This is a genomic window from Georhizobium profundi (assembly GCF_003952725.1).
Classification (GTDB): domain Bacteria; phylum Pseudomonadota; class Alphaproteobacteria; order Rhizobiales; family Rhizobiaceae; genus Georhizobium; species Georhizobium profundi.
Genome location: NZ_CP032509.1, coordinates 3,145,258 through 3,165,689 on the forward strand (window position 1 = coordinate 3,145,258; position 20,432 = coordinate 3,165,689).

A 20,432-nucleotide genomic window follows, 5' to 3' on the forward strand; every position below is an offset into this window, starting at 1 on the left:
CTGCCCCGTTCTATTCAATATTTTGAACCTGCTCGCGCAGCTGGTCGATCACCACTTTCAATTCCATGCCATTGGCTGTCACAGAAACGGCATTGGACTTGGAGCAGATCGTATTCGCTTCGCGGTTAAATTCTTGCGCAAGAAAATCAAGTCGGCGGCCGATCGGCCCGCCCTTCGACAACAGCTCGCGGCCGGCAGCCACATGCGCCTGCAGGCGGTCGAGCTCTTCGCGCAGATCGGCCTTGGCAGCGAGCAGCACTGCTTCCATGTGCAGGCGCTCCGGATCGAGGCTGCCGGCTGATGTCAGCTGCGCGACCTGGGCTTCCAGCCTTTGGCGAATGTTGGTGGGACTGCGAGAGGGATCGGCATCAATCCCGTTGGCAAGCGTTTCGATCGTCGTGAGATGACCTTCCAGAACGCTGCGGAGAGCTGCGCCTTCGGACGCCCGTGCCTCGACAAGATCGGCAACGCCGCGATCGAGCGCGTCCAGCGCGGCACGCGCGAAGGCAGCCTGATCTTCCTCGCTGTCCTCGGGTTCCTTGAGATCCACCACGCCCTTGATCGCAAGAAGCCCGTCAATCGAGGGCGGTGTCGCATCGATCTTCGTCTTGAGCACTTCGGCGAAGCTCAGAACGATCGCCAACGCTTCCGCGTTGACGACCGGCACCGCTGCGGCCCGGTCGCCGCTGACATTCAGGCTCACCTGGATGTTGCCGCGATTGAAGCGCGCCGCCAGCCGCGCGCGAACCTCGGTCTCCAGGCGATCAAAGCCCGGCGGCAGACGAAGCCGCAGATCCAGGCCCTTGCCATTGACCGAGCGCATTTCCCAGACAAAGCGCAGGCGACCCGAAACGGCCTCGCTACGCGCGAAGCCGGTCATCGATTGAAGTGACATCGCCTGGAGCCCCGTTCGTCATGATCTGGGAGAGTAGCGGACGGCCTGATCCTAGCCGTCACTCGATGATTTCGCCTTCGTAGTCGCCCTGGCCGTCATCCATCGGCGCAATCTCGTCGGCCGGGTCCTCCGGGTTGGCGGCTGCAGCAGCCTCCTGCTCAGCCCGGATGCGGCGCCAGCGGGCAACATTCTGATTGTGCTCGTCGAGCGTACGCGCGAAAGCGTGTCCGCCTGTGCCATCGGCGACGAAGTAGAGATCTTCGGTGGTCGACGGATTTGCCACAGCCTCAAGAGACGCGCGGCCCGGATTGGCGATCGGCCCAGGCGGCAGACCGTTGATCGTGTAGGTGTTGTAGGGTGTCGGCGTGTCGATATCGGACCGGTAGATCGGCCGGTCGGCCGGACGGCCCTCGCCACCGAAAATGCCGTAGAGGATCGTCGGATCCGACTGCAGGCGCATGCCTTCGCGCAGGCGGTTGATGAAGACGCCGGCAACGCGCGACCGTTCGTCGGCCCGGCCGGTTTCCTTCTCCACGATCGATGCCAGCGTGACGAACTCTTCCTTGGTCTCGATCGGAAGATCCGGATCGCGCCGCTCCCAGATCTGGTCGACCAACGCGGTCTGAGCAGCCGTCATCTGATCGATGATGCTCTGGCGGGTGGTACCGCGACGGAAATTGTATGTGTCCGGCATCAGCGAACCTTCCGCCGGCAACGCTTCCGGCAGATCGCCTTCGAGCATCTCATGAGCGGCAAGGCGCTGGAATACCTGGTAGACGGTCAGGCCTTCCGGGACGGCGACAGCATACTGGATGCCTTCGCCCGAGCGCAGCAGTTCCATGATCTCGCGCATGGAGGCATTGGCTTCGATTTCGTATTCGCCGTGCTTCAGCGTATCGTTGCCGATCGTGGCCTCTGTCCCGTAGCGGAAGACTCGCGCGTCGGAGATGATGTTGCGGCGCTCCAGCCCGTTGGCGATTTCGATGATACCGGCGCCTTCGCGCACCTCGAACGTGGTCGCCTGGGCGAGTGGGCCAGGCGATTCGAACTCGACCTTGCCGAAATAGAGAACGGCGCCGGCGCCGAGCACCATGACGACGATGAGCGACAGCACGAAGTTCATGAAGATGACAGGCTGGCTGCGGGCGCGGCGTGAGCGTTTCGGCGGCGGAGGCGCGGCCTTTTCCGGCTTCAATGCCTCGTTGGCCGATTTGGGGATGATCGGCCCCTTCTCGCCCGGCGTCGTGTCTTGGCTTGTCATGACGTCGTGGTCCTGGTCGCTTGTGTTCATGCCCGGTCGCTGATCTCCCTTTTGGAGGAGAAAGGCAGCGACACCAGCAGAAGCTTCGATCTCAAAGAATGGCGATGGCTTCCCATGGCCCTGGAGGTGCCACTTCTAGCCGATTCCACGCCTGCTCTAAACGAAAGCATTGTGTCAAAAGCGGGATATCGACAGGGAACCGCGGTGCCGGATCAGGCCTGATAGCGGCGCATCACCAGCGATGCATTCGTTCCGCCGAAGCCGAACGAATTGGAGAGCGCGACATCCACCTGCTTGGCCTTGGCCTTGTGCGGCACGAGATCGATCGCGCTTTCGCGGCTCGGATTGTCGAGATTGAGCGTCGGCGGCACCATGTTGTCGCGGATGGCGAGCACACAGAAGATGGCTTCCACCGCGCCGGCTGCACCCAACAGATGGCCGATCGCCGACTTGGTCGACGACATGGCGACCTTGCCGGCCGCATCGCCGAGCAGGCGCTCGACAGCGCCGAGCTCGATCGTGTCGGCCATGGTGGAGGTGCCGTGGGCGTTGATGTAGTCGATATCGGATGCATCGAGACCGGCGCGCTTCAACGCAGCCATCATGCAGCGATAAGCACCGTCGCCGTTCTCGGCGGGAGCCGTGATGTGATAGGCATCGCCCGAAAGGCCGTAGCCGACCACTTCGGCGAGGATATTGGCGCCGCGCGCCTTGGCGTGCTCCAGCTCTTCCAGCACCACGATGCCGGCGCCCTCGCCCATGACGAAACCGTCGCGGTCCTTGTCATAGGGGCGCGATGCGCGTTCAGGCTCATCGTTGAACTGCGTGGACAGCGCCTTGCAGGCGGCAAAGCCAGCAATCGAGATGCGGCTGACGGGCGATTCCGCGCCGCCTGCCACCATGACATCCGCATCGCCGAGCGCGATGAGGCGCGCCGCGTCGCCGATGGCGTGGGCGCCGGTCGAACAAGCAGTGACGACGGAGTGATTCGGACCGCGCAGCTTGTGGCGGATCGAGACCTGGCCGGAGGCGAGGTTGATCAGGCGGCCGGGAATGAAGAATGGGGAAATACGGCGGGGACCGCGATCGCGCAGCGTGTAGCCGGCCTCCACGATGCCTTCGATGCCACCGATTCCCGAGCCGATCAAAACGCCGGTAGCGATCTGGTCTTCATCGGATTCGGGATGCCAGTCGGCATCGTTCAGCGCCTGTTCGGCTGCCGCGACGGCGTAGATGATGAAAGGGTCGACCTTGCGCTGTTCCTTGGGGTCCATCCAGTCATCAGGATTGAACGTCCCGTTCGAACCGTCGCCCAGCGGAATGCGGCAGGCGATCTTTGCTGCGAGGTCATCGACCTCAAATTCCTCGATGCGACGAGCGGCACTCTTGCCGTCCAGAATACGCTTCCAGGTGGTCTCGGTATCCGCGCCGTGGGGCGACACCATACCGGTTCCAGTGACAACCACGCGTCTCATCGCCTGTCGATCCGTCATGTCCAGCGTTTATCGTTGGGCACGACGGCAAGAACGCGCCGCCGTGATGTCCGGATCCGCCGCGACATGCGCGCGGCGGTCTCCGCGAGAGCCAGGATCAGGCCTGCTGCTTCTCGATGTACTTGATGGCGTCGCCAACCGTCAGGATCGTGTCGGCAGCATCGTCCGGGATTTCGACGCTGAATTCTTCTTCGAACGCCATGACGAGTTCGACGGTGTCGAGGCTGTCTGCGCCAAGATCGTCGATGAAGCTGGCACCTTCGGTGACCTTATCGGCTTCAACACCAAGATGCTCGACAACAATCTTCTTCACGCGATCTGCGATATCACTCATGTCGGTTTCCTCGACCTTCTTTATGTTCGGTGCTGCCTCGTTAAAGCCAGCAACAGTGCTAATCAAGTTGTACTTGGCAATGAATTGCCACGGATGCGCCTGGTGAACCACATTCGATCGGCATGAACGGCTACCGCCGTTCACTTCGGGCCGCGCTGGCCAAGGTGCCTTTCGCGTCCCCAGTTGGATGCGGCCCTTAACACGCTTTCCATCCACTCGGAAGACCCATAGCGCCTGTGGAAGGCGTTGGTTCCGGTGGATGCAAGGCTTTTTCAGATCATGGCCATGCCGCCATTGACGTGGATCGTCTGCCCGGTGACGTAGGCTGCCTCGCTCGATGCGAGATAGGCCACGGCAGACGCCACTTCGGCGCCGGTGCCCATGCGACGCGATGGGATCGCCGACAAGATGGCGTCCTTCTGCTTGTCGTTGAGCTTGTCGGTCATCGCCGATTCGATGAAGCCGGGCGCCACGCAGTTTACCGTCACGTTGCGCGTCGCGATTTCCTGGGCCAGCGACTTGGAGAAGCCGATCATGCCGGCCTTCGAGGCGCAGTAATTCGCCTGCCCCGGATTGCCGGTCACACCAACCACGGAGGTAATGTTGATGATGCGGCCATAGCGGCGACGCATCATCGGGTGCGTCAGTTCACGCGTCAGGCGGAAAACGGAGGTCAGGTTCACCTCGAGTACGCTGTCCCAGTCGGCGTCCGACATGCGCACGAACAGGCCATCCTTGGTGATGCCTGCATTGTTGACGAGGATGTCGACGCCTTCGAGATCCTTTTCCGCCTTTTCGCCAAGCGCCTTCACGGCGTCACGGTCAGATAGATTGGCCGGGAAGATCATCGTGCGTTCGCCAAGCTCGTTCGCGAGCGTCTCAAGCTTCTCCTGGCGGGTGCCATGCAGGCCGACGGTCGCGCCCTGCGCATGGAGAATGCGGGCGATCGCCTCACCGATCCCACCGGACGCGCCGGTCACAAGAGCTTTTCTTCCCGTAAGGTCGAACATCTTCAGGTCCTTCGATTCTCAAATGGTCAAATTGGGAGGCCGCGTCAGTCGAGCGGCTCAAGCGGCGGCGCCGAGCTCGGTGCCGTCGGCAAAGCTGGTGGATCGGCCAGGAACGCGTCGATCTCTGCCGGCGTGCCGAGGGTGCGCGTCTCCACGCTCTTGTCGATCCGGCGCGCGAGACCCGACAGCACCTTACCGGCGCCGATCTCGTAAAGCGTCGTGACATTGTTCTTGGCGAACCATTGAACCGTTTCGCGCCAGCGCACCTGTCCGGTGACCTGCTCGACCAGGAGATCGGCGATGATGGTCGGGTCGCTCACGGGCGCTGCGCGCACATTCGCGATCAACGGCACCACGGGTTCCTTCATCTCGACCTTTGACAGCGCTTCACGCATCCGCTCGGCGGCCGGCTCCATCAGCGCCGAATGGAAAGGTGCGGAGACCGGCAGAGGCAACGCGCGCTTCGCACCGCGATCGGTCGCAAACTTCATCGCAGTCCGCACGGCCGCGGCCGCGCCCGAGATGACGATCTGGCCGCCGCCGTTGTCGTTGGCGATCTGGCAGACGCCATCGACGGCCGCGTCACGGCAGGCATTTTCCACGTCGTCATGCTCGAGACCGATGATGGCGGCCATGGCGCCCTCGCCGACCGGCACGGCGGCCTGCATGGCATCGCCGCGGATACGCAGAAGCCGCGCCGTGTCGCTCAGCGAAAACGTGCCGGCAGCGCAAAGAGCCGAATATTCGCCAAGCGAATGGCCTGCCACATAGGCAATGCGGTCGTGGATCGAGAACCCGCTCTTATCCAGAACGCGGATGACGGCCATGGACACCGCCATCAGAGCCGGCTGGGCATTGGATGTGAGGGTCAGTTCATCTTCCGGGCCATTGAACATCAGAGCAGAAAGTTTCTGTCCGAGAGCCTGATCGACTTCCTCGAAGACGGCGCGTGCTTCGGGATAGGCATCGGCCAGTTCCTTGCCCATGCCGACGACCTGGCTGCCCTGGCCGGGAAATGTGAAGGCTGTGCTCATGGCGCTTCCATCCTTGTATTTTTTTGTCGCCGTGCAGGCTTTTCGGGGCCTTAGTCATCCTCCAGGCGCCCCAGTGTCAAGCGCGCGATCCTTTGAAACGGCGATTTTGCACGGCCTTGCGCTTGCTTTGGCGCTGGAAATCCGTATAAGCGCGACGTTCCACATGCCCGGTCATTTGGCTGGTGGCTGAACGGAGGGACAGGCCACGCCCTGAAAAGCGAGGACTGTCTGGAAGGTAAAACACTTCCCGCCTCCCGTGTCTCCGCTCTCGACCGTTCTGACGCCTTTCCCGGATCGCCTGCCGATCCAGATAAAGTCGTTGAGGCTTAGCCGCCGATACCGGGCCATGACAATGAAGAAAGGCGAGCCAATCATGGCGCTCTACGAACATGTATTTCTGGCCCGACAGGATGTGTCGGCCCAGCAGGTCGAAGGTCTCGTTGAACAGTACAAGGGGATCATCGAGGAACACGGCGGCAAAGTCGGCCGTGTTGAAAACTGGGGCCTGAAATCCCTCACCTACCGCATCAACAAGAATCGCAAGGCGCACTACGCGCTGATGGACATCGAAGCTCCGGCAGCGGCCATCAACGAGATGGAACGCCAGATGCGCATCAACGAAGACATCCTTCGTTACATGACCGTTCGCGTCGAAGCGCATGAAGACGGCCCGTCGGCCATGATGCAGAAGCGCGACCGCGACGATCGTCCGCGCCGCGATGGCGACCGTGACCGCGGCCCGCGCCGTGATGGCGACCGTGGCCCGCGCCGCGACGATGACCGCCCGCGCCGTGACGACCGCGACGACCGTCCGCGTCGCGACGACCGATAAGGAGACATAACAATGGTCGATATCAATCAGATCCCGACGCGCCGCCCGTTCCATCGCCGCCGCAAGACCTGCCCGTTCTCGGGCGCCAATGCGCCGAAGATCGACTACAAGGACGTTCGCCTGCTGCAGCGCTACATTTCCGAGCGCGGCAAGATCGTTCCTTCGCGCATCACCGCCGTTTCGCAGAAGAAGCAGCGTGAGCTCGCCAAGGCAATCAAGCGCGCACGCTTCCTGGGCCTTCTGCCCTACGTCCTCAAGTAGGACCTGACATCTGACCGGACGGCGCTTGTCGCCGTCCGGTCGCTTCGCCGCGATGGGCGCGGTGAACACAAGTCTAGAAAACCCGAGTTGGGAACCAGCGCCTGCACGTCCGGCGATCTTCCCTAACTGCTCCATGAAGCAGGACAGCGAGACCTGATGAACTTCACATCATCATCCCTGATGATCGGCGTCCTCGCCGGTGCCGCCGCCGCCCTGCTGTCGATCAGCGCGGGCGAGCCTACGGCGCTGTCCATCGTGCTTTTCGCTGCCGCCACGCTTCCCATCCTGATCGCAAGCCTCGGCTGGACGAACACTGCAGGATTCGTCGCCGCCGCCATCGCCGGCGGCATCGTATCCGTCATGCTGTCGCCGTCTGCCGGCCTCGTCTTCACCGCAACGACGCTCGCGCCTGCCGCCTGGATCGGGCATCTGGCCAATCTGTCCCGCCCGGCCGAGGAAATCGGCGGCCCGAAGAATGCGCTCGCCTGGTATCCTCTCTCCGACATTCTGCTGCAGCTTTGCCTGCTCGTCATCGCGGGTCTCGTCGTGGTCGGCTATTCGATGGGCTACGGGCCGGCGATGATCGGCGAGATCGTCAATCAGTTCCTCGACATCATGGCCCAGCAGAGCCCGGACTTTCAGCCGGACGCTGCCGAGCGCCAGGCCTACGCATCGTTCTTCTTGACCGCGCTGCCGATCGTTCAGGGTGCGCTTTGGGTCATGATCCTTTTCGGATCATTCTACCTCGCCCATGCGATCGTGCGCATGTCCGGCCGCCAGCGCCGCCCCAAGGATGACGTGCCGGCAAGTCTGCGCATGTCCCGCACGAGCCTCTACCTCTTCGCCGTCGGGCTCATAATGAGCTTTTTCGGCGGCGGGATCGCGCTGATCGGCGCGGTCATCGCCGGAGCGTTCGCCGCCGGCTTCACGCTTGCCGGCTTTGCCGTGATGCATCATCGCACGCGCGGCAAAACCTTCCGGCCCTTCGTGCTCTGGGGCGCCTATCTCGCGGTCGTGCTCTTCACGCTGCCGCTCGTCTTCTTCCTGCTTACCGGCATGATCGAAACCGCGCGCGCGGTTCCAGTCAGCCGGACCGGACCGCCGAGCGGCCCGGACAATGCCAATGACAACGACTGAACACACATTCTGATAGAAGGAACTTCAAAATGGACGTCATTCTGCTCGAACGCATCGGCCGCCTCGGCCAGATGGGCGACACCGTCAAGGTCAAGGACGGTTATGCTCGAAACTTCCTCCTGCCTCAGGGCAAGGCGCTGCGCGCCAATGAAGCCAACAAGAAGCGCTTCGAAGCCGAGCGTTCCACGCTCGTCGCGCGCAACGAAGAGCGTAAGTCCGAAGCCCAAAAGATCGCCGACCAGTTGAGCGGCAAAACGTTCATCGTCGTGCGCTCGGCTGGCGAGACCGGCCAGCTCTACGGGTCGGTCGCCGCCCGCGACATCTCCGCTCTCCTCAACGAGGAAGGCTTCTCGGTCGGACGCAACCAGGTCGACCTCAACCTGCCGATCAAGACCATTGGCCTGCACAAGGTCACGCTCGTTCTTCACGGCGAAGTCGATGCCGAAATCGAGCTGAACGTTGCCCGTTCGGCCGAAGAAGCTGAGCGCCAGGCAGCCGGCGAAACCCTCACCTCGGCAGATGCCATCTACGGCGTTGACGACTCGCTGCCGGCAGACGGCTTCTTCGATCCGGACGCAGAATTCGACGATGAAGACGACAATCGTCGCGCACCGGAAGAAGCCGAAGGCGACGAAGACGAAGCCAAGGACTGATTTTCGGTCTCCGCTTCAGCTTCTAGGCTCAATGACAGACGGCGCCGCATGCATTGCGGCGCCGTTTTTTATTGATTAAAAGGCGACAATCTACGATCATTCTCTCCACAACGGTGCGTTGAGGAGGGACGGATGAACCCCTTGATCAACTCTCTTGCCGGCCGGATCGTCTCCCGGGGACATCTGGCTGTGACCGACCATGCCGGACAGGTTCGCCATTACGGCGACGGCTCTGGCAATCCTGTCCATCTGCGCTTCAACACCGCCCGTGCGGAACGGGCCGTCGCGCTCGACCCGGCGCTGAAGCTCGGTGAATGCTACATGCAGGGCGAGATTGACATGGTCGAGGGCGATGTCTTCGCGCTGCTCGAATTGCTTTTCACAAACTCCGGACCCTACGCCACGGCGACGGCACCTTGGATGCGGGCACTGAACCGGGTTCGGCTGGCCCTGAGCCAACGCAGCCTGCGCATCGGCATCGGTCGTGCTCGGCGCAATGTGCAGCACCACTACGATCTATCGGGCAAGCTCTACGACCTGTTTCTCGACGAGGACCGGCAGTACTCCTGCGCCTATTATCGCGAGCCCGAAATGAGCCTGGAGGCGGCGCAGCGTGCCAAGAAGGAGCATATTGCGGCCAAGCTGCTTCTCGATCGGCCAGGCCTCTCGGTTCTGGATATCGGATCAGGATGGGGCGGGCTCGGCCTTTACATCTCGCGCAGCTTCGATGCCGATGTCACCGGTATCACGCTTTCGGACGAGCAACTGGCCTACGCCAACCGGCGGATCCTGCCACGCGAGGAGCATCGCGTTCGGTTTCTCCTCAAGGACTTCCGAAAGCTCGATGATCGCTTCGATCGCATCGTCTCAGTTGGCATGTTCGAGCATGTGGGCAAGGCCGCCTTCGACACCTATTTCGCTCAGAGCGCCAAACTGCTGAAGAGAGACGGCGTGATGGTGCTCCACGCGATCGGTCGCCTGGATGTTCCTTCCTGGACCAATCCATTCATCACCAAATACATTTTCCCCGGCGGCTACATCCCCTCGCTTTCGGAAGTCATCCCGCCGATCGAACGCTCCGGCCTCAAGATCATGGATGTCGAGATTCTCCGCCTGCACTACGCGGATACGCTGCGGGACTGGCGCGAGCGCTTCATGTCACGCCGCGACGAGGCAAAGGCGCTCTACGACGAGGCGTTCTGCCGGATGTGGGAATTCTATCTCGCGGCATCCGAATCGGCTTTCCGCTGGCAGAACCTCATGGTTTTCCAGATCCAGCTCGCCCATGACATCGGGGCGGTGCCGCTGACACGCGACTACATCGCCGACGCGGAACGCCAGCTCACAGCGCACATCCAGCCGAGACGCACGGGGTGAAAACAGCCGAATCGTGCTAGGTTTCCCACGGTCAAATGTTTCCCGCTTGCGGCTAACAGATTGACGTGGGCGGGCTGTGGACGAGTGTGGAAATGACTCACAGTTCCAGGCTGGGCACGGATTGCTGGAACATGCCCCTCGCCCCGGTGGCCCCTTAGGTCTAGTCAGTCCGTGCGGGAATTAAGGACAGGGATCGTCGGGAAAAATCATGAATGAAGCCGTGCGCAAGCTCGCAGAGGTCGGAGCAGCCAACCAGCATTATCGCGAAGCGCCGAGCAACATCGAAGCCGAGCAGGCTCTGCTGGGCGCGATTCTTGTCAACAACGACGCCTTCTATCGCGTTTCGGACTTCCTGAAGCCCGTCCACCTGCACGAGCCCCTGCACCGCAAGATCTACGAGGTCGCGGGCGACATCATCCGCATGGGCAAGACGGCAAACCCCGTCACCATCAAGACCTTCCTGCCGTCTGATGAGAAGATCGGCGACATGACGATGGCGCAGTATCTGGCGCGCCTCGCCGCGGAAGCCGTCACGATCATCAATGCCGAGGATTATGGCCGCGCGATCTACGATCTGGCGCTGCGCCGCGCGCTGATCACGATCGGCGAGGACATGGTCAACATCGCCTATGATGCGCCGGTCGACATGCCGCCGCAGGGCCAGATCGAAGACGCCGAACGCCGTCTGTTCGAACTGGCTGAAACCGGCCGCTACGATGGTGGTTTCCAGTCTTTCAACGACGCTGTCGCGGCCGCGATCGACATGGCGGGTGCTGCCTACCAGCGCGATGGCGGGCTTTCCGGCATTTCTACCGGCATCCAGACGCTCGACCAGAAGATGGGTGGCCTGCAGCATTCGGACTTGATCATTCTTGCCGGACGTCCGGGCATGGGCAAGACGTCGCTTGCCACCAACATCGCCTTCAATATCGCACAGGCCTACCAGCCGGGCGAAGTGATGCCGGACGGATCGCAGAAGACAGCCAATGGCGGTGTCGTCGGCTTCTATTCGCTCGAAATGTCCGGCGAGCAGCTCGCCACGCGTATCATTTCGGAGCAGACGGAGATCTCGTCCTCCAAGATCCGCCGCGGTTCGATCACCGAAGCCGACTTCGAAAAGCTCGTCGCCTGCTCGCAGATGATGCAGAAGATCCCGCTCTATATCGACCAGACCGGCGGTATCTCCATCGCCCAGATGTCGGCGCGTGCGCGGCGCCTGAAGCGTCAGCGCGGTCTCGATGTGCTTGTCGTCGACTACGTGCAGCTGATGACCGGCTCCAAGAAAGCGGGCGAAAACCGCGTTCAGGAAATCACCGAGATCACGACGGGCCTCAAAGCCCTGGCCAAGGAGCTGCAGGTTCCGATCATCGCGCTGTCGCAGCTCTCCCGTCAGGTGGAAAACCGCGAAGACAAGCGCCCGCAGCTTTCCGACCTTCGTGAATCCGGTTCGATCGAGCAGGACGCCGACGTGGTGATCTTCGTTTATCGCGACGAGTACTACGTGCAGAACTCCGAGCCGCGCCGCTCGCCCGACCAGATCGCAAGCGACTACAAGGACGAAGCCTATCTCGCCTGGGAAGAGAAGATGAACCGCGCCCGCGGTATGGCCGACGTGATCATCGCCAAGCAGCGTCACGGCCCCACGGGCACGGTGACGCTGGCATTCCAGGCGGAATTCACGCGCTTCTCCGACCTCGCCGACACATCCTATCTGCAGTATTCGCACGATAGCCACGAGTGACGGCTCAAGACGACACGCTGCCACCGGCGCTCACGCTCGACATCGATCTGGCCGCGCTGGCGGCCAACTGGCGCGCCATGGCGGCACGTTCGCGGCCGGCGCGTGCAAGCGCGGTCGTCAAGGCGAACGGCTACGGCCTTGGCATCGAACCGGTTGTCCGGACGCTGAGCGAGGCCGGCTGTCGCGATTTTTTCACGGCGACGATCGACGAGGCCATCACGGCACGGCGCCTTGCACCGCATGCCCACATCCTCGTGCTGAACGGAATTTATCCCGGCACAGAGCAGTGTTTCCGCAAACATCGCCTCACGCCGATCCTGTGCTCGATGGAGCAGGTCCAGTTGTGGGATGAGGCATGCACGCGCGATGGTCGGCTCCCCTATGCGCTGCATGTGGACACGGGCATGAACCGGCTCGGCGTGACGATGCCGGAAGCCCTCGCCGCTGCCGAACGGGAAGACACCGACCGGCCGGCGTTGATCATGAGCCACCTTGCCTGTGCGGACGATCCGGATCGTCCGGAAAACGCGCGACAACTGGAATCCTTTCAGGCGGTTAGACGTGCCTTCCAAAGCATCGAATCAAGTCTCAGCAATTCTGCCGGAATTATCCTGGGCGGCGCCTATCTCTGCGACCTCACCCGCCCTGGGATCGCCCTTTATGGCGGCGAGGCCGTGAACCGGGCTGAAAACCCGATGCAGGTTGTCGCGACGGCCAAGGCGCGCATTCTGCAGATTCGACGCGCTCCGGCCGGAAGCACGGTCAGCTACGGCGCGACCGTTCGGCTGCCCCGCGACACAAAGATTGCGGTCTGCGCCGTCGGTTACGCGGACGGCTATCTGCGCAGCCTTTCCGGCTCCGGCATTCCGTTGCGCGACACCGATGCTCCGGCGCCCGTCGCATCGCTGCACGGCCAAGCGATTCCCGTTCTGGGACGGGTGACCATGGATCTGACGATGTTCGACGTCACGGATGTCGTGGGACAGAAAGTTCGGTGCGGCGACTTCGTGGAGCTCTTCGGGAAGTCCCACCGGCTCGACGATCTGGCACGTTCCGCCGGGACCATCGGATACGAAATCCTGACGTCGCTTGGGTCTCGTTACGCCCGACACTATCAATCTTCATCACTATAATTTACGTACAATTTTAGTCAGATTGCCGTATTTACCATTTATTGTCTTTCCGTTTGTTGGATTGACGATGCCGATCTATTTCCATGCATGCATTCGATGAGCGGATGCTTGAGTTGGGAAGCTGGCATTCATGCATTCCGTAGTCGACTTCGAAGCAATCGCCGACCTGAAGGTCGATGGCAGAAGCCGCGCGCATGGAATGACCATGCGACCGGCGGAGGTCGACCCTGAAGCCTGGCATTCGCTGGCCGATACGGCACTGGAAGCCAATGGCTTCCTCTCGCCCGGCCATTTTCTGTCCTTGACGCTCAACACACGACAGGCACGCCTGAGCCGGATGCTGGTCTCGCGCGGGCCTCTGGGCATTAATGGATTGCTGCCCCTCACCCACGCCTGGCATGTGCTCCGCCTGCCGGTCCCGGCGCTGGTGCTTGCACAACCCTATCTTCCGCTCGGCACGCCGCTGCTCGGAACAAGTGATCCCGTGCGCGCAGCCGGAAACCTCATCGATGCCGCCAACGAAACGGGTGCGGCTCTGATCGGTCTTGGCGCCATGACGCAGGATGGCCTTGTCGCGCAGGCTTTCACCGCCGCGCTCTCCGAACGCGGATTGAAGCCGTTCATCCGGAATGCTCATGAGCGTGCCGGACTATCCGCCGAAGGTGACGCAGAAACCTATCTGCGCGGCGGCATGGGATCTAAGAAGCTGAAGGAACTGCGCCGTCTGCGGCATCGCCTGGAAGACATGGGGCCCGTTGAATTCCGCGTTGCCCGTTCATCCGCCGCAGTCCAGGCTGCGATCGCCCGGTTCCTGGCTCTGGAAGCCAGCGGCTGGAAAGGACGGCGCGGAACGGCATTCGCCAACGACGCGAATGACGCTGCCTATATCAGCGGTGCAAGTCGGGCACTGGCCAGCCGCAGCCAGATCGAAATCTGCGAATTGTTGGTCAATGATGCCGTCATCGCTTCGGGCCTCGTGCTGCGCAGCGGTCGCTCCGCATTCTTCTTCAAGACCGCCTATGACGAAACGTTCGAACGTTACTCGCCAGGCGTTCAACTGACCGTCGACCTGACGCGGCACCTCTTCGACGACCCGGCCATCGATCGTGCAGACTCAGTGGCCATCGCCGATCATCCGATGATCGACCATGTCTGGCGCGAGCGGATTGCCGTGTGCGACTTCTTTATCCCGACCCGCAAGGGACCGGCCGTCAATCTCTGCATCGCTGCCTTCGATGCGCGCTACCGAGCCCGCGCGCTCGCCAAATCCCTCATCACCACCACGCGGACCAGAAGGAAACCAAACTGATGTCTTCCCTTCTTCACGTTCAGAATCAGGAATTCCAGAGCCATTTCCCGCTGCGGCCCTTCCGCATTTCGCACGATCTCGCCGGCGATCCGCGCCTGACGCTTCCCGCCATTCTGGAACTCGTCGGCAAGCTCCCGGGTGACCGGATCGAGTACAATTCCGGCAAGGTCGGCATCTCGCAGGATCCCTCGACCACCCCGCTGGTCGACCTGACACCTGACGAAGTCATCGCCCGCATCGAGACGGCCGGGGCCTGGATGGTGCTGAAGCGGATCGAAGTCGAGCCTGCCTACCGGGACCTGCTCGAAGACGCGTTGACGTCGGTCGCCAAGGCCCGCGGCCACAAAAGCGTTTCCGATGCCGGCTTCTCCGACATCCAGGGCTTTCTCTTCGCTTCCTCGCCCAATTCGACGACGCCGTTTCACTTGGACGGCGAAGACAATTTCTTCGTGCAGATTCATGGAGACAAGCAGTTCAACGTCTATGACAACGAAGACCGCGCCATCCTGTCGGAAGATCTGATCGAACATTCGCTGACGCGTCACCGCAACATGACCTTCGATCCCGCCTTCGAAAACCGCGGCATGCACAATTCGCTCAAGCCTGGCGAAGGCCTCTTCGTGCCCTATCTCTGGCCGCACTATGTGCAGACCAAGGAGAGCTATTCGATCTCGCTGGCGATCACCTGGAAAAGCCGCGCTGTGAAGCGCCGCAACAGCCTCTACCTCGCCAACTCCCTGCTGCGCCGACGTGGTTTCCCGCAGGCGGCGCCGGGTATGCATCGCGTTTGGGACGAGACGAAGATCCTCGCCGTTCAAATGGGCGCGCTCGCCGTCGAGCCGCTCCGCAAATCCGAACGGTTGCGCAAGTCGATCCGCGCCCTCGTGCTCGGCAAGCGCGCGAATTATTATTACCGCAACGGTAAGGCGGCTGGGACTGCGAAGGCGGAAGCCTCCTGAGATATCGTCCGCCGGCGTCTCGCTGGTGGAGCGAGTAGCAACTATTCCTCCCCTGTGCTAGGCTTAACCACTTCACAGGGGAGTTCACGCATGTCGACCCACAAGCGCTCCATCGTCATCGGCGAGTATTTCGATGGCTTCATCGAATCCCAGATCGCATCCGGGCGGTTCAACAACGCAAGCGAAGTCGTGCGCGCGGCGCTCCGCTTGCTGGAGACAGAGGAAGCGAAGCTTGCGGAGCTGAGGGCTCTGATAGCCGAAGGGGACGCGGATATCGCGGCTGGTCGGTATTTCATTTATGAAAGTGCGGATGATCTTGTTCGTGATATCCGCGAAAGCGCCAAGGCGCCCTTGTGAGACGACCCCGACGCTTTAGTCTTGCGCAGACGGCGCGTGGGGACTTATCGGATAATCACGCGTTCATATCGAGCAGCGATCTCGGGGCAGCCGACAAGTTTCTCCGCTCAATCGCAACGAAGATCGAATGGCTGGCGCAGACCCGGTTTCCGGGTGTACCTCGTGACAACTTCAGCGCTGGTTTGAAGGCCCTGCCGTTCGGCAATTACGGAATATACTTTCGCATCACACAAGATGATGAAGTCATCATAGTACGGATTGTCCATAGCGCCCGCGACATCGGCCCCGACGACTTCACCGCGTCCGATACCTAGGCAAGTACGAAGTCGAATCTGCCGAGCAAGCCGTCGCTTGCTTCGCTCATCTCTATCAGCAGTCTTGGATCATAGATGCCATCGCGGTCATTGTCGGGCTCGCCGGGGAAATAGAGCTGCGTTGTCAGGTCCACGCCGGCGCCAGACGCGATCTTCACGTGATAATGTCGCGTGCGGCCGGGATAGCGGCCGGGCATGATGGTGTCGAAGATGAAGCGGCCATTGGCGTCGGTCACCTGATAGCCGCGAAAGGCATAGCCCGAGTTGTCGTAGCTGCCCGCATCATCGGCATGCCAGAGATCGACGATCATGTTCGCGCGTGGACGGCATGCCGGGTCGACGACGAAGCCGAAGACGGTGACCGGCGTCCCTGCCCCGTCGCTACGAAAATCTCGCTTTTCGGGCGTCTGCGGCGTGTAGAACGGGCCTTCGGTTTGTGCTTGCGTTATCCTATCCTCGGGGCCGCAGGCCGGCGTCAGCGGTAGCTGTGCTCCCTGCGCCGACGCAGGACCGACAAGCGCCAACGACATCGGCGCGGCAGCCCAGGCGTTCAAAAACGCGCGACGAGAAAATGCTGTGACCAAGGCGGGCCTCCTGCGCTTCAAAGGGTCGCGCGGGGTTCGCGCTTTCCCCTGTCCATGCTAGTGCATCGGGCCGTTCCGCGCATCAGCCGAAAGTGTCGACGTCCGCATGGCCAAAGCCCGCACGCAATTCGTCTGCCAGAACTGTGGCACCGTGCACGCGCGCTGGGTCGGCAAATGCGAAGGCTGCGGCGAGTGGAACACGATCGTCGAGGACGACCCGACCGCGGGCATCGGCGGCGGGCCGGGCCGCACGCCCAAGAAAGGCCGACCAGTCGCGCTGACGGCGCTCTCCGGCGAAATCGAGGAAGCACCGCGCATCCCAACCGGCATTGCCGAGCTCGACCGCGCCACGGGCGGCGGGTTCGTACGCGGATCGGCCCTTTTGATCGGCGGTGATCCCGGCATCGGCAAATCCACCCTGCTCATGCAGGCGGCGGCCGCCCTGTCGCGGCTGGGCAGCCGTGTCATCTACGTGTCCGGCGAAGAAGCGGTTGCGCAGGTTCGCCTGCGCGCACAGCGCCTGCATGCGGCCGACACGAACGTGCTGCTGGCCGCGGAAACGAATGTCGAGGACATTCTCGCGACGCTGTCTGAAGGCAAGCGGCCTGACCTCGTCATCATCGATTCCATTCAGACGCTGTGGAGCGATCTCGCCGAAAGCGCACCTGGCACGGTGACGCAGGTGCGAGTCGGTGTCCAAGCCATGATCCGCTTTGCCAAGCAGACCGGCGCGACCGTGGTGCTCGTCGGCCACGTGACCAAGGACGGCCAGATCGCCGGTCCGCGCGTGGTCGAGCACATGGTCGATGCCGTGCTTTATTTCGAAGGCGATCGCGGCCATCACTATCGTATCCTGCGCACGGTGAAGAACCGCTTCGGGCCGACCGACGAAATCGGCGTGTTCGAAATGTCCGACAAGGGCCTGCGCGAGGTTTCCAATCCGTCCGAGCTCTTCCTTGGGGAGCGGAACGCCAAGGCGCCGGGCGCTGCCGTCTTCGCCGGTATGGAGGGCACGCGGCCCATCCTCGTCGAGATCCAGGCGCTTGTCGCGCCCTCGCCGCTCGGCACGCCGCGGCGCGCCGTCGTCGGCTGGGATTCGGCGCGATTGTCCATGATCCTCGCGGTTCTAGAAGCCCATTGCGGCGTTCGGCTGGCCCAGCATGACGTCTATCTGAACGTCGCCGGCGGCTACCGGGTCAGCGAGCCGGCGGCCGATATGGCGGTCGCCGCGGCGCTCGTTTCCTCACTTGCCGGCCTTGCTCTCCCGGCCGATTGCGTCTATTTCGGCGAGATCAGCCTGTCGGGAGCCGTGAGGCCTGTGGCGCATACGGCGCAACGCCTCAAGGAGGCCGAAAAACTGGGATTCCAACGGGCGGTACTGCCCAGCGCATCGGCCGAAATACCCGCCTCTCGCCAGGCCGGATTGACCGAGATCGAGGCGCTTGCGGATCTGGTGGTCAAAATTGCCGGCTCGAAGAAGCGGCCAAACGACGATAGCGGAGACGCAACGCTCTGAGCGTATCTCTCAAGGGACCAAATAGCGGCGATCGTCACGAGGCCCGTGGCGCGCTTCCTGGAGTTTAAGACCGACAATGCCCATCACAATCCTGGACGGTATCCTGATCGGGATCACGCTCTTCTCGGCGGTGCTTGCCATGGTACGCGGCTTCTCGCGCGAAGTTCTGTCCGTCGCATCCTGGATCGCGGCTGCGTTCGCAGCCTTCTACTTCTACCCGCTGCTTCTGCCCTACGCGGCCGACTACACGACGAGCAACACGGTTGCGACGATCGGTTCGGCTGCGATCATCTTCCTGATCGCGCTCATCATCGTCTCCTTCATCACCATGCGGATCGCCGATTTCATCATCGACAGCCGCATCGGCGCGCTCGATCGCACGCTCGGCTTCGTCTTCGGCGCCGCGCGCGGTGTGCTCCTGGTCGTCGTCGGCATGCTGTTCCTCAACTGGCTGATCGACGAGCCGCGCCAGCCGCCATGGGTCACGGAGGCGAAATCCAAGCCGCTTCTCGACCAGTTGGGCGAGCGTCTCGTCAACATCCTGCCGGAAGATGCCGATGCGACGATCCTCGACCGTCTGCGCGGCGGCGAAACGGAAGTTGACGCTACGGGTGCTGCACCACCTGCACCCGACACTGGCGCGAACTGACAAAGTGCTTATCTGAAGCAGGCAGCGATGCCTGCATGACGGCTGATTTTGGCATCCCCGCCGATCGTCGGCCGATCGGCCAGGAGCAAAGGTCCGAACCATGACGCTTCAAACGAGTGAGACCACAAACACGCTCGAAGACGAAGGCGATGCCTTCCGTGACGAGTGCGGGGTTTTCGGGATTTACGGCAGGCAGGATGCTGCAGCCGTCGTCACGCTCGGGCTTCATGCCTTGCAGCATCGCGGCCAGGAAGCGGCCGGCATCGTCTCCTACGACGGCAAGCAGTTTTTCGTGGAACGGCACATCGGCCTGATCGGCGATACGTTCACCAAGCAATCGGTTATCGACCGGCTGCAGGGAAGCCGCGCGATCGGCCATACGCGCTATTCCACGACCGGTGGGGAGGGCCTGCGCAACGTGCAGCCCTTCTTCGCGGAGTTCGCCGGCGGCGGGTTCGCCGTTGCCCATAACGGCAACATCACCAATGCGATGACGCTGCAAAAGCAGCTTCAGAAGCGGGGCGCGATCTTCTCGTCGACCTCCGACACCGAGACGATCCTGCATCTGATCGCCGTCTCGAGCGGCACGCAACTGGTCGACAAATTCATCGACGCGATCACGCAGCTCGAAGGCGCGTTCTCGCTGGTGGGCCTTTCGGAAAAGAAGATGATCGGCGCGCGCGATCCGCTCGGCATCCGCCCGCTGGTTCTGGGCGATCTCGACGGCGCCTATATCCTCGCTTCCGAGACCTGTGCGCTCGACATCATCGGCGCGCGCTTTGTGCGTGACATCAAGCCGGGCGAAATGGTGATCGTCACCGACAAGGGTGTCGAGAGCCGGTTCCCGTTCGAGAAGACGAAGCCGCGCTTCTGCATCTTCGAATATGTCTATTTCGCACGGCCCGATTCCATCATCGAAGGCCGCAACGTCTATGAAGCGCGCAAGAAGATCGGCACCGAGCTGGCCGTCGAGAGCCCGGTCGAGGCCGATCTCGTCGTGCCGGTGCCGGATTCGGGCGTGCCCGCGGCGATCGGCTTCGCGCAAGGGTCTGGCATTCCGTTCGAGCTCGGCATCATCCGCAATCACTATGTTGGGCGCACCTTCATTCAGCCGACAGCGGCCATCCGGCATATGGGCGTAAAGCTCAAGCACAATGCCAACAAGCGCATGCTGGAAGGCAAGCGCGTGGTGCTGGTCGACGATTCGATCGTGCGCGGCACCACCTCGCAGAAGATCGTGCAGATGGTGCGCGAAGCGGGCGCGCGCGAGGTGCATATGCGCATCGCCTCGCCGCCGACCATGTCGTCCTGTTTCTACGGTGTCGATACGCCGGAAAAGGCAAAGCTCCTCGCCTCACGCATGTCGATCGAGGAGATGGCCGATTTCATTCGCGTCGATAGCCTGGCCTTCCTCTCGATCGACGGGCTCTACCGGGCCGTCAACGAACCATCGCGCAACAACGAGCAGCCGCAGTTCTGCGATGCCTGCTTCACCGGCGATTACCCGACGCAGCTCACCGACCACGAGGGCGTCGATAATGTGCGCACGCTCTCGCTTCTTGCAAACAACGGATAAGTGACCC

Annotated in this window: 21 protein-coding genes; 14 read left to right on the top strand and 7 right to left on the bottom strand. The window is 62.1% G+C overall.

All coding sequences use genetic code 11. From position 1 onward, the window contains the following. Positions 1 to 10: 10 nt before the first annotated feature. From D5400_RS15145 to fabD, 6 genes are all read right to left on the bottom strand, one after another. Positions 11 to 895, bottom strand: coding sequence for a YicC/YloC family endoribonuclease (locus D5400_RS15145; RefSeq protein WP_126010772.1), 885 nt, complete (start codon positions 893 to 895; stop codon positions 11 to 13). Positions 896 to 953: 58 nt separating this feature from the next. Continuing rightward, a complete protein-coding gene (mltG, locus tag D5400_RS15150) occupies positions 954 to 2,186 on the bottom strand; it encodes an endolytic transglycosylase MltG (protein WP_126010773.1) in 1,233 nt (410 codons plus the stop codon). Between the two features lie 182 nt (positions 2,187 to 2,368). Further along, positions 2,369 to 3,631: a beta-ketoacyl-ACP synthase II gene (fabF, locus tag D5400_RS15155; protein ID WP_126010774.1), complete on the bottom strand. Its 1,263-nt coding sequence runs from the start codon at positions 3,629 to 3,631 to the stop codon at positions 2,369 to 2,371. A 115-nt stretch (positions 3,632 to 3,746) separates the two neighbouring features. Next, entirely contained in the window at positions 3,747 to 3,983 is a 237-nt protein-coding gene (locus D5400_RS15160; RefSeq protein WP_126010775.1) for an acyl carrier protein, read from the bottom strand. 272 nt (positions 3,984 to 4,255) lie between these two features. Then, on the bottom strand, positions 4,256 to 4,993 hold the full coding sequence (gene fabG, locus D5400_RS15165) for a 3-oxoacyl-[acyl-carrier-protein] reductase (protein WP_126010776.1): 738 nt from the start codon (positions 4,991 to 4,993) through the stop codon (positions 4,256 to 4,258). Positions 4,994 to 5,037: 44 nt separating this feature from the next. Continuing rightward, positions 5,038 to 6,027 carry an ACP S-malonyltransferase gene (fabD, locus tag D5400_RS15170; protein ID WP_126010777.1) on the bottom strand — a complete coding sequence of 330 codons (990 nt, stop codon included), beginning with the start codon at positions 6,025 to 6,027 and terminating at the stop codon, positions 5,038 to 5,040. A 373-nt stretch (positions 6,028 to 6,400) separates the two neighbouring features. On the opposite strand from fabD, the gene rpsF reads away from it, so the two are divergent. From rpsF to D5400_RS15225, 11 genes are all read left to right on the top strand, one after another. Continuing rightward, positions 6,401 to 6,859: a 30S ribosomal protein S6 gene (gene rpsF / locus D5400_RS15175; protein ID WP_126013373.1), complete on the top strand. Its 459-nt coding sequence runs from the start codon at positions 6,401 to 6,403 to the stop codon at positions 6,857 to 6,859. A 12-nt stretch (positions 6,860 to 6,871) separates the two neighbouring features. Beyond that, the gene (gene rpsR / locus D5400_RS15180; protein WP_007196805.1) at positions 6,872 to 7,120 is read left to right on the top strand and encodes a 30S ribosomal protein S18; all 249 of its coding nucleotides are present in this window, start codon (positions 6,872 to 6,874) and stop codon (positions 7,118 to 7,120) included. A gap of 156 nt (positions 7,121 to 7,276) precedes the next feature. Next, the gene (locus tag D5400_RS15185) at positions 7,277 to 8,257 is read left to right on the top strand and encodes a DUF2232 domain-containing protein (RefSeq protein ID WP_126010778.1); all 981 of its coding nucleotides are present in this window, start codon (positions 7,277 to 7,279) and stop codon (positions 8,255 to 8,257) included. 29 nt (positions 8,258 to 8,286) lie between these two features. Further along, the gene (rplI, locus tag D5400_RS15190; RefSeq protein ID WP_126010779.1) at positions 8,287 to 8,910 is read left to right on the top strand and encodes a 50S ribosomal protein L9; all 624 of its coding nucleotides are present in this window, start codon (positions 8,287 to 8,289) and stop codon (positions 8,908 to 8,910) included. A gap of 132 nt (positions 8,911 to 9,042) precedes the next feature. Further along, a complete protein-coding gene (locus tag D5400_RS15195) occupies positions 9,043 to 10,287 on the top strand; it encodes a cyclopropane fatty acid synthase (protein ID WP_126010780.1) in 1,245 nt (414 codons plus the stop codon). 208 nt (positions 10,288 to 10,495) lie between these two features. Then, the gene (locus tag D5400_RS15200) at positions 10,496 to 12,028 is read left to right on the top strand and encodes a replicative DNA helicase (protein WP_126010781.1); all 1,533 of its coding nucleotides are present in this window, start codon (positions 10,496 to 10,498) and stop codon (positions 12,026 to 12,028) included. Beyond that, the gene (gene alr, locus D5400_RS15205) at positions 12,025 to 13,161 is read left to right on the top strand and encodes an alanine racemase (RefSeq protein WP_245451309.1); all 1,137 of its coding nucleotides are present in this window, start codon (positions 12,025 to 12,027) and stop codon (positions 13,159 to 13,161) included. The genes D5400_RS15200 and alr overlap by 4 nt, the downstream gene beginning before the upstream one ends. Positions 13,162 to 13,291: 130 nt before the next feature. Beyond that, positions 13,292 to 14,470, top strand: a complete 1,179-nt coding sequence (locus D5400_RS15210) for a GNAT family N-acetyltransferase (protein ID WP_126010782.1) — start codon at positions 13,292 to 13,294, stop codon at positions 14,468 to 14,470. Further along, entirely contained in the window at positions 14,470 to 15,429 is a 960-nt protein-coding gene (locus tag D5400_RS15215; protein ID WP_126010783.1) for a cupin-like domain-containing protein, read from the top strand. Before D5400_RS15210 ends, D5400_RS15215 begins: the two co-directional genes overlap by 1 nt. 90 nt (positions 15,430 to 15,519) lie before the next feature. After that, positions 15,520 to 15,786, top strand: a complete 267-nt coding sequence (locus tag D5400_RS15220; protein WP_126010784.1) for a type II toxin-antitoxin system ParD family antitoxin — start codon at positions 15,520 to 15,522, stop codon at positions 15,784 to 15,786. Continuing rightward, a complete protein-coding gene (locus D5400_RS15225; protein ID WP_126010785.1) occupies positions 15,783 to 16,100 on the top strand; it encodes a type II toxin-antitoxin system RelE/ParE family toxin in 318 nt (105 codons plus the stop codon). Before D5400_RS15220 ends, D5400_RS15225 begins: the two co-directional genes overlap by 4 nt. Here the strand turns inward: D5400_RS15225 and D5400_RS15230 are convergent. Next, positions 16,097 to 16,684, bottom strand: coding sequence for a dioxygenase family protein (locus D5400_RS15230; RefSeq protein ID WP_245451310.1), 588 nt, complete (start codon positions 16,682 to 16,684; stop codon positions 16,097 to 16,099). The two genes, D5400_RS15225 and D5400_RS15230, sit on opposite strands and share 4 nt — an antisense overlap. 106 nt (positions 16,685 to 16,790) lie before the next feature. On the opposite strand from D5400_RS15230, the gene radA reads away from it, so the two are divergent. From radA to purF, 3 genes are all read left to right on the top strand, one after another. Next, on the top strand, positions 16,791 to 18,200 hold the full coding sequence (gene radA, locus D5400_RS15235) for a DNA repair protein RadA (RefSeq protein WP_126010786.1): 1,410 nt from the start codon (positions 16,791 to 16,793) through the stop codon (positions 18,198 to 18,200). Positions 18,201 to 18,276: 76 nt separating this feature from the next. Beyond that, positions 18,277 to 18,849 (top strand): CvpA family protein, encoded by a 573-nt coding sequence (locus D5400_RS15240; protein WP_126010787.1) that lies wholly within the window; start codon positions 18,277 to 18,279, stop codon positions 18,847 to 18,849. A gap of 100 nt (positions 18,850 to 18,949) precedes the next feature. Continuing rightward, entirely contained in the window at positions 18,950 to 20,425 is a 1,476-nt protein-coding gene (gene purF, locus D5400_RS15245) for an amidophosphoribosyltransferase (RefSeq protein ID WP_126010788.1), read from the top strand. Positions 20,426 to 20,432: the final 7 nt, after the last annotated feature.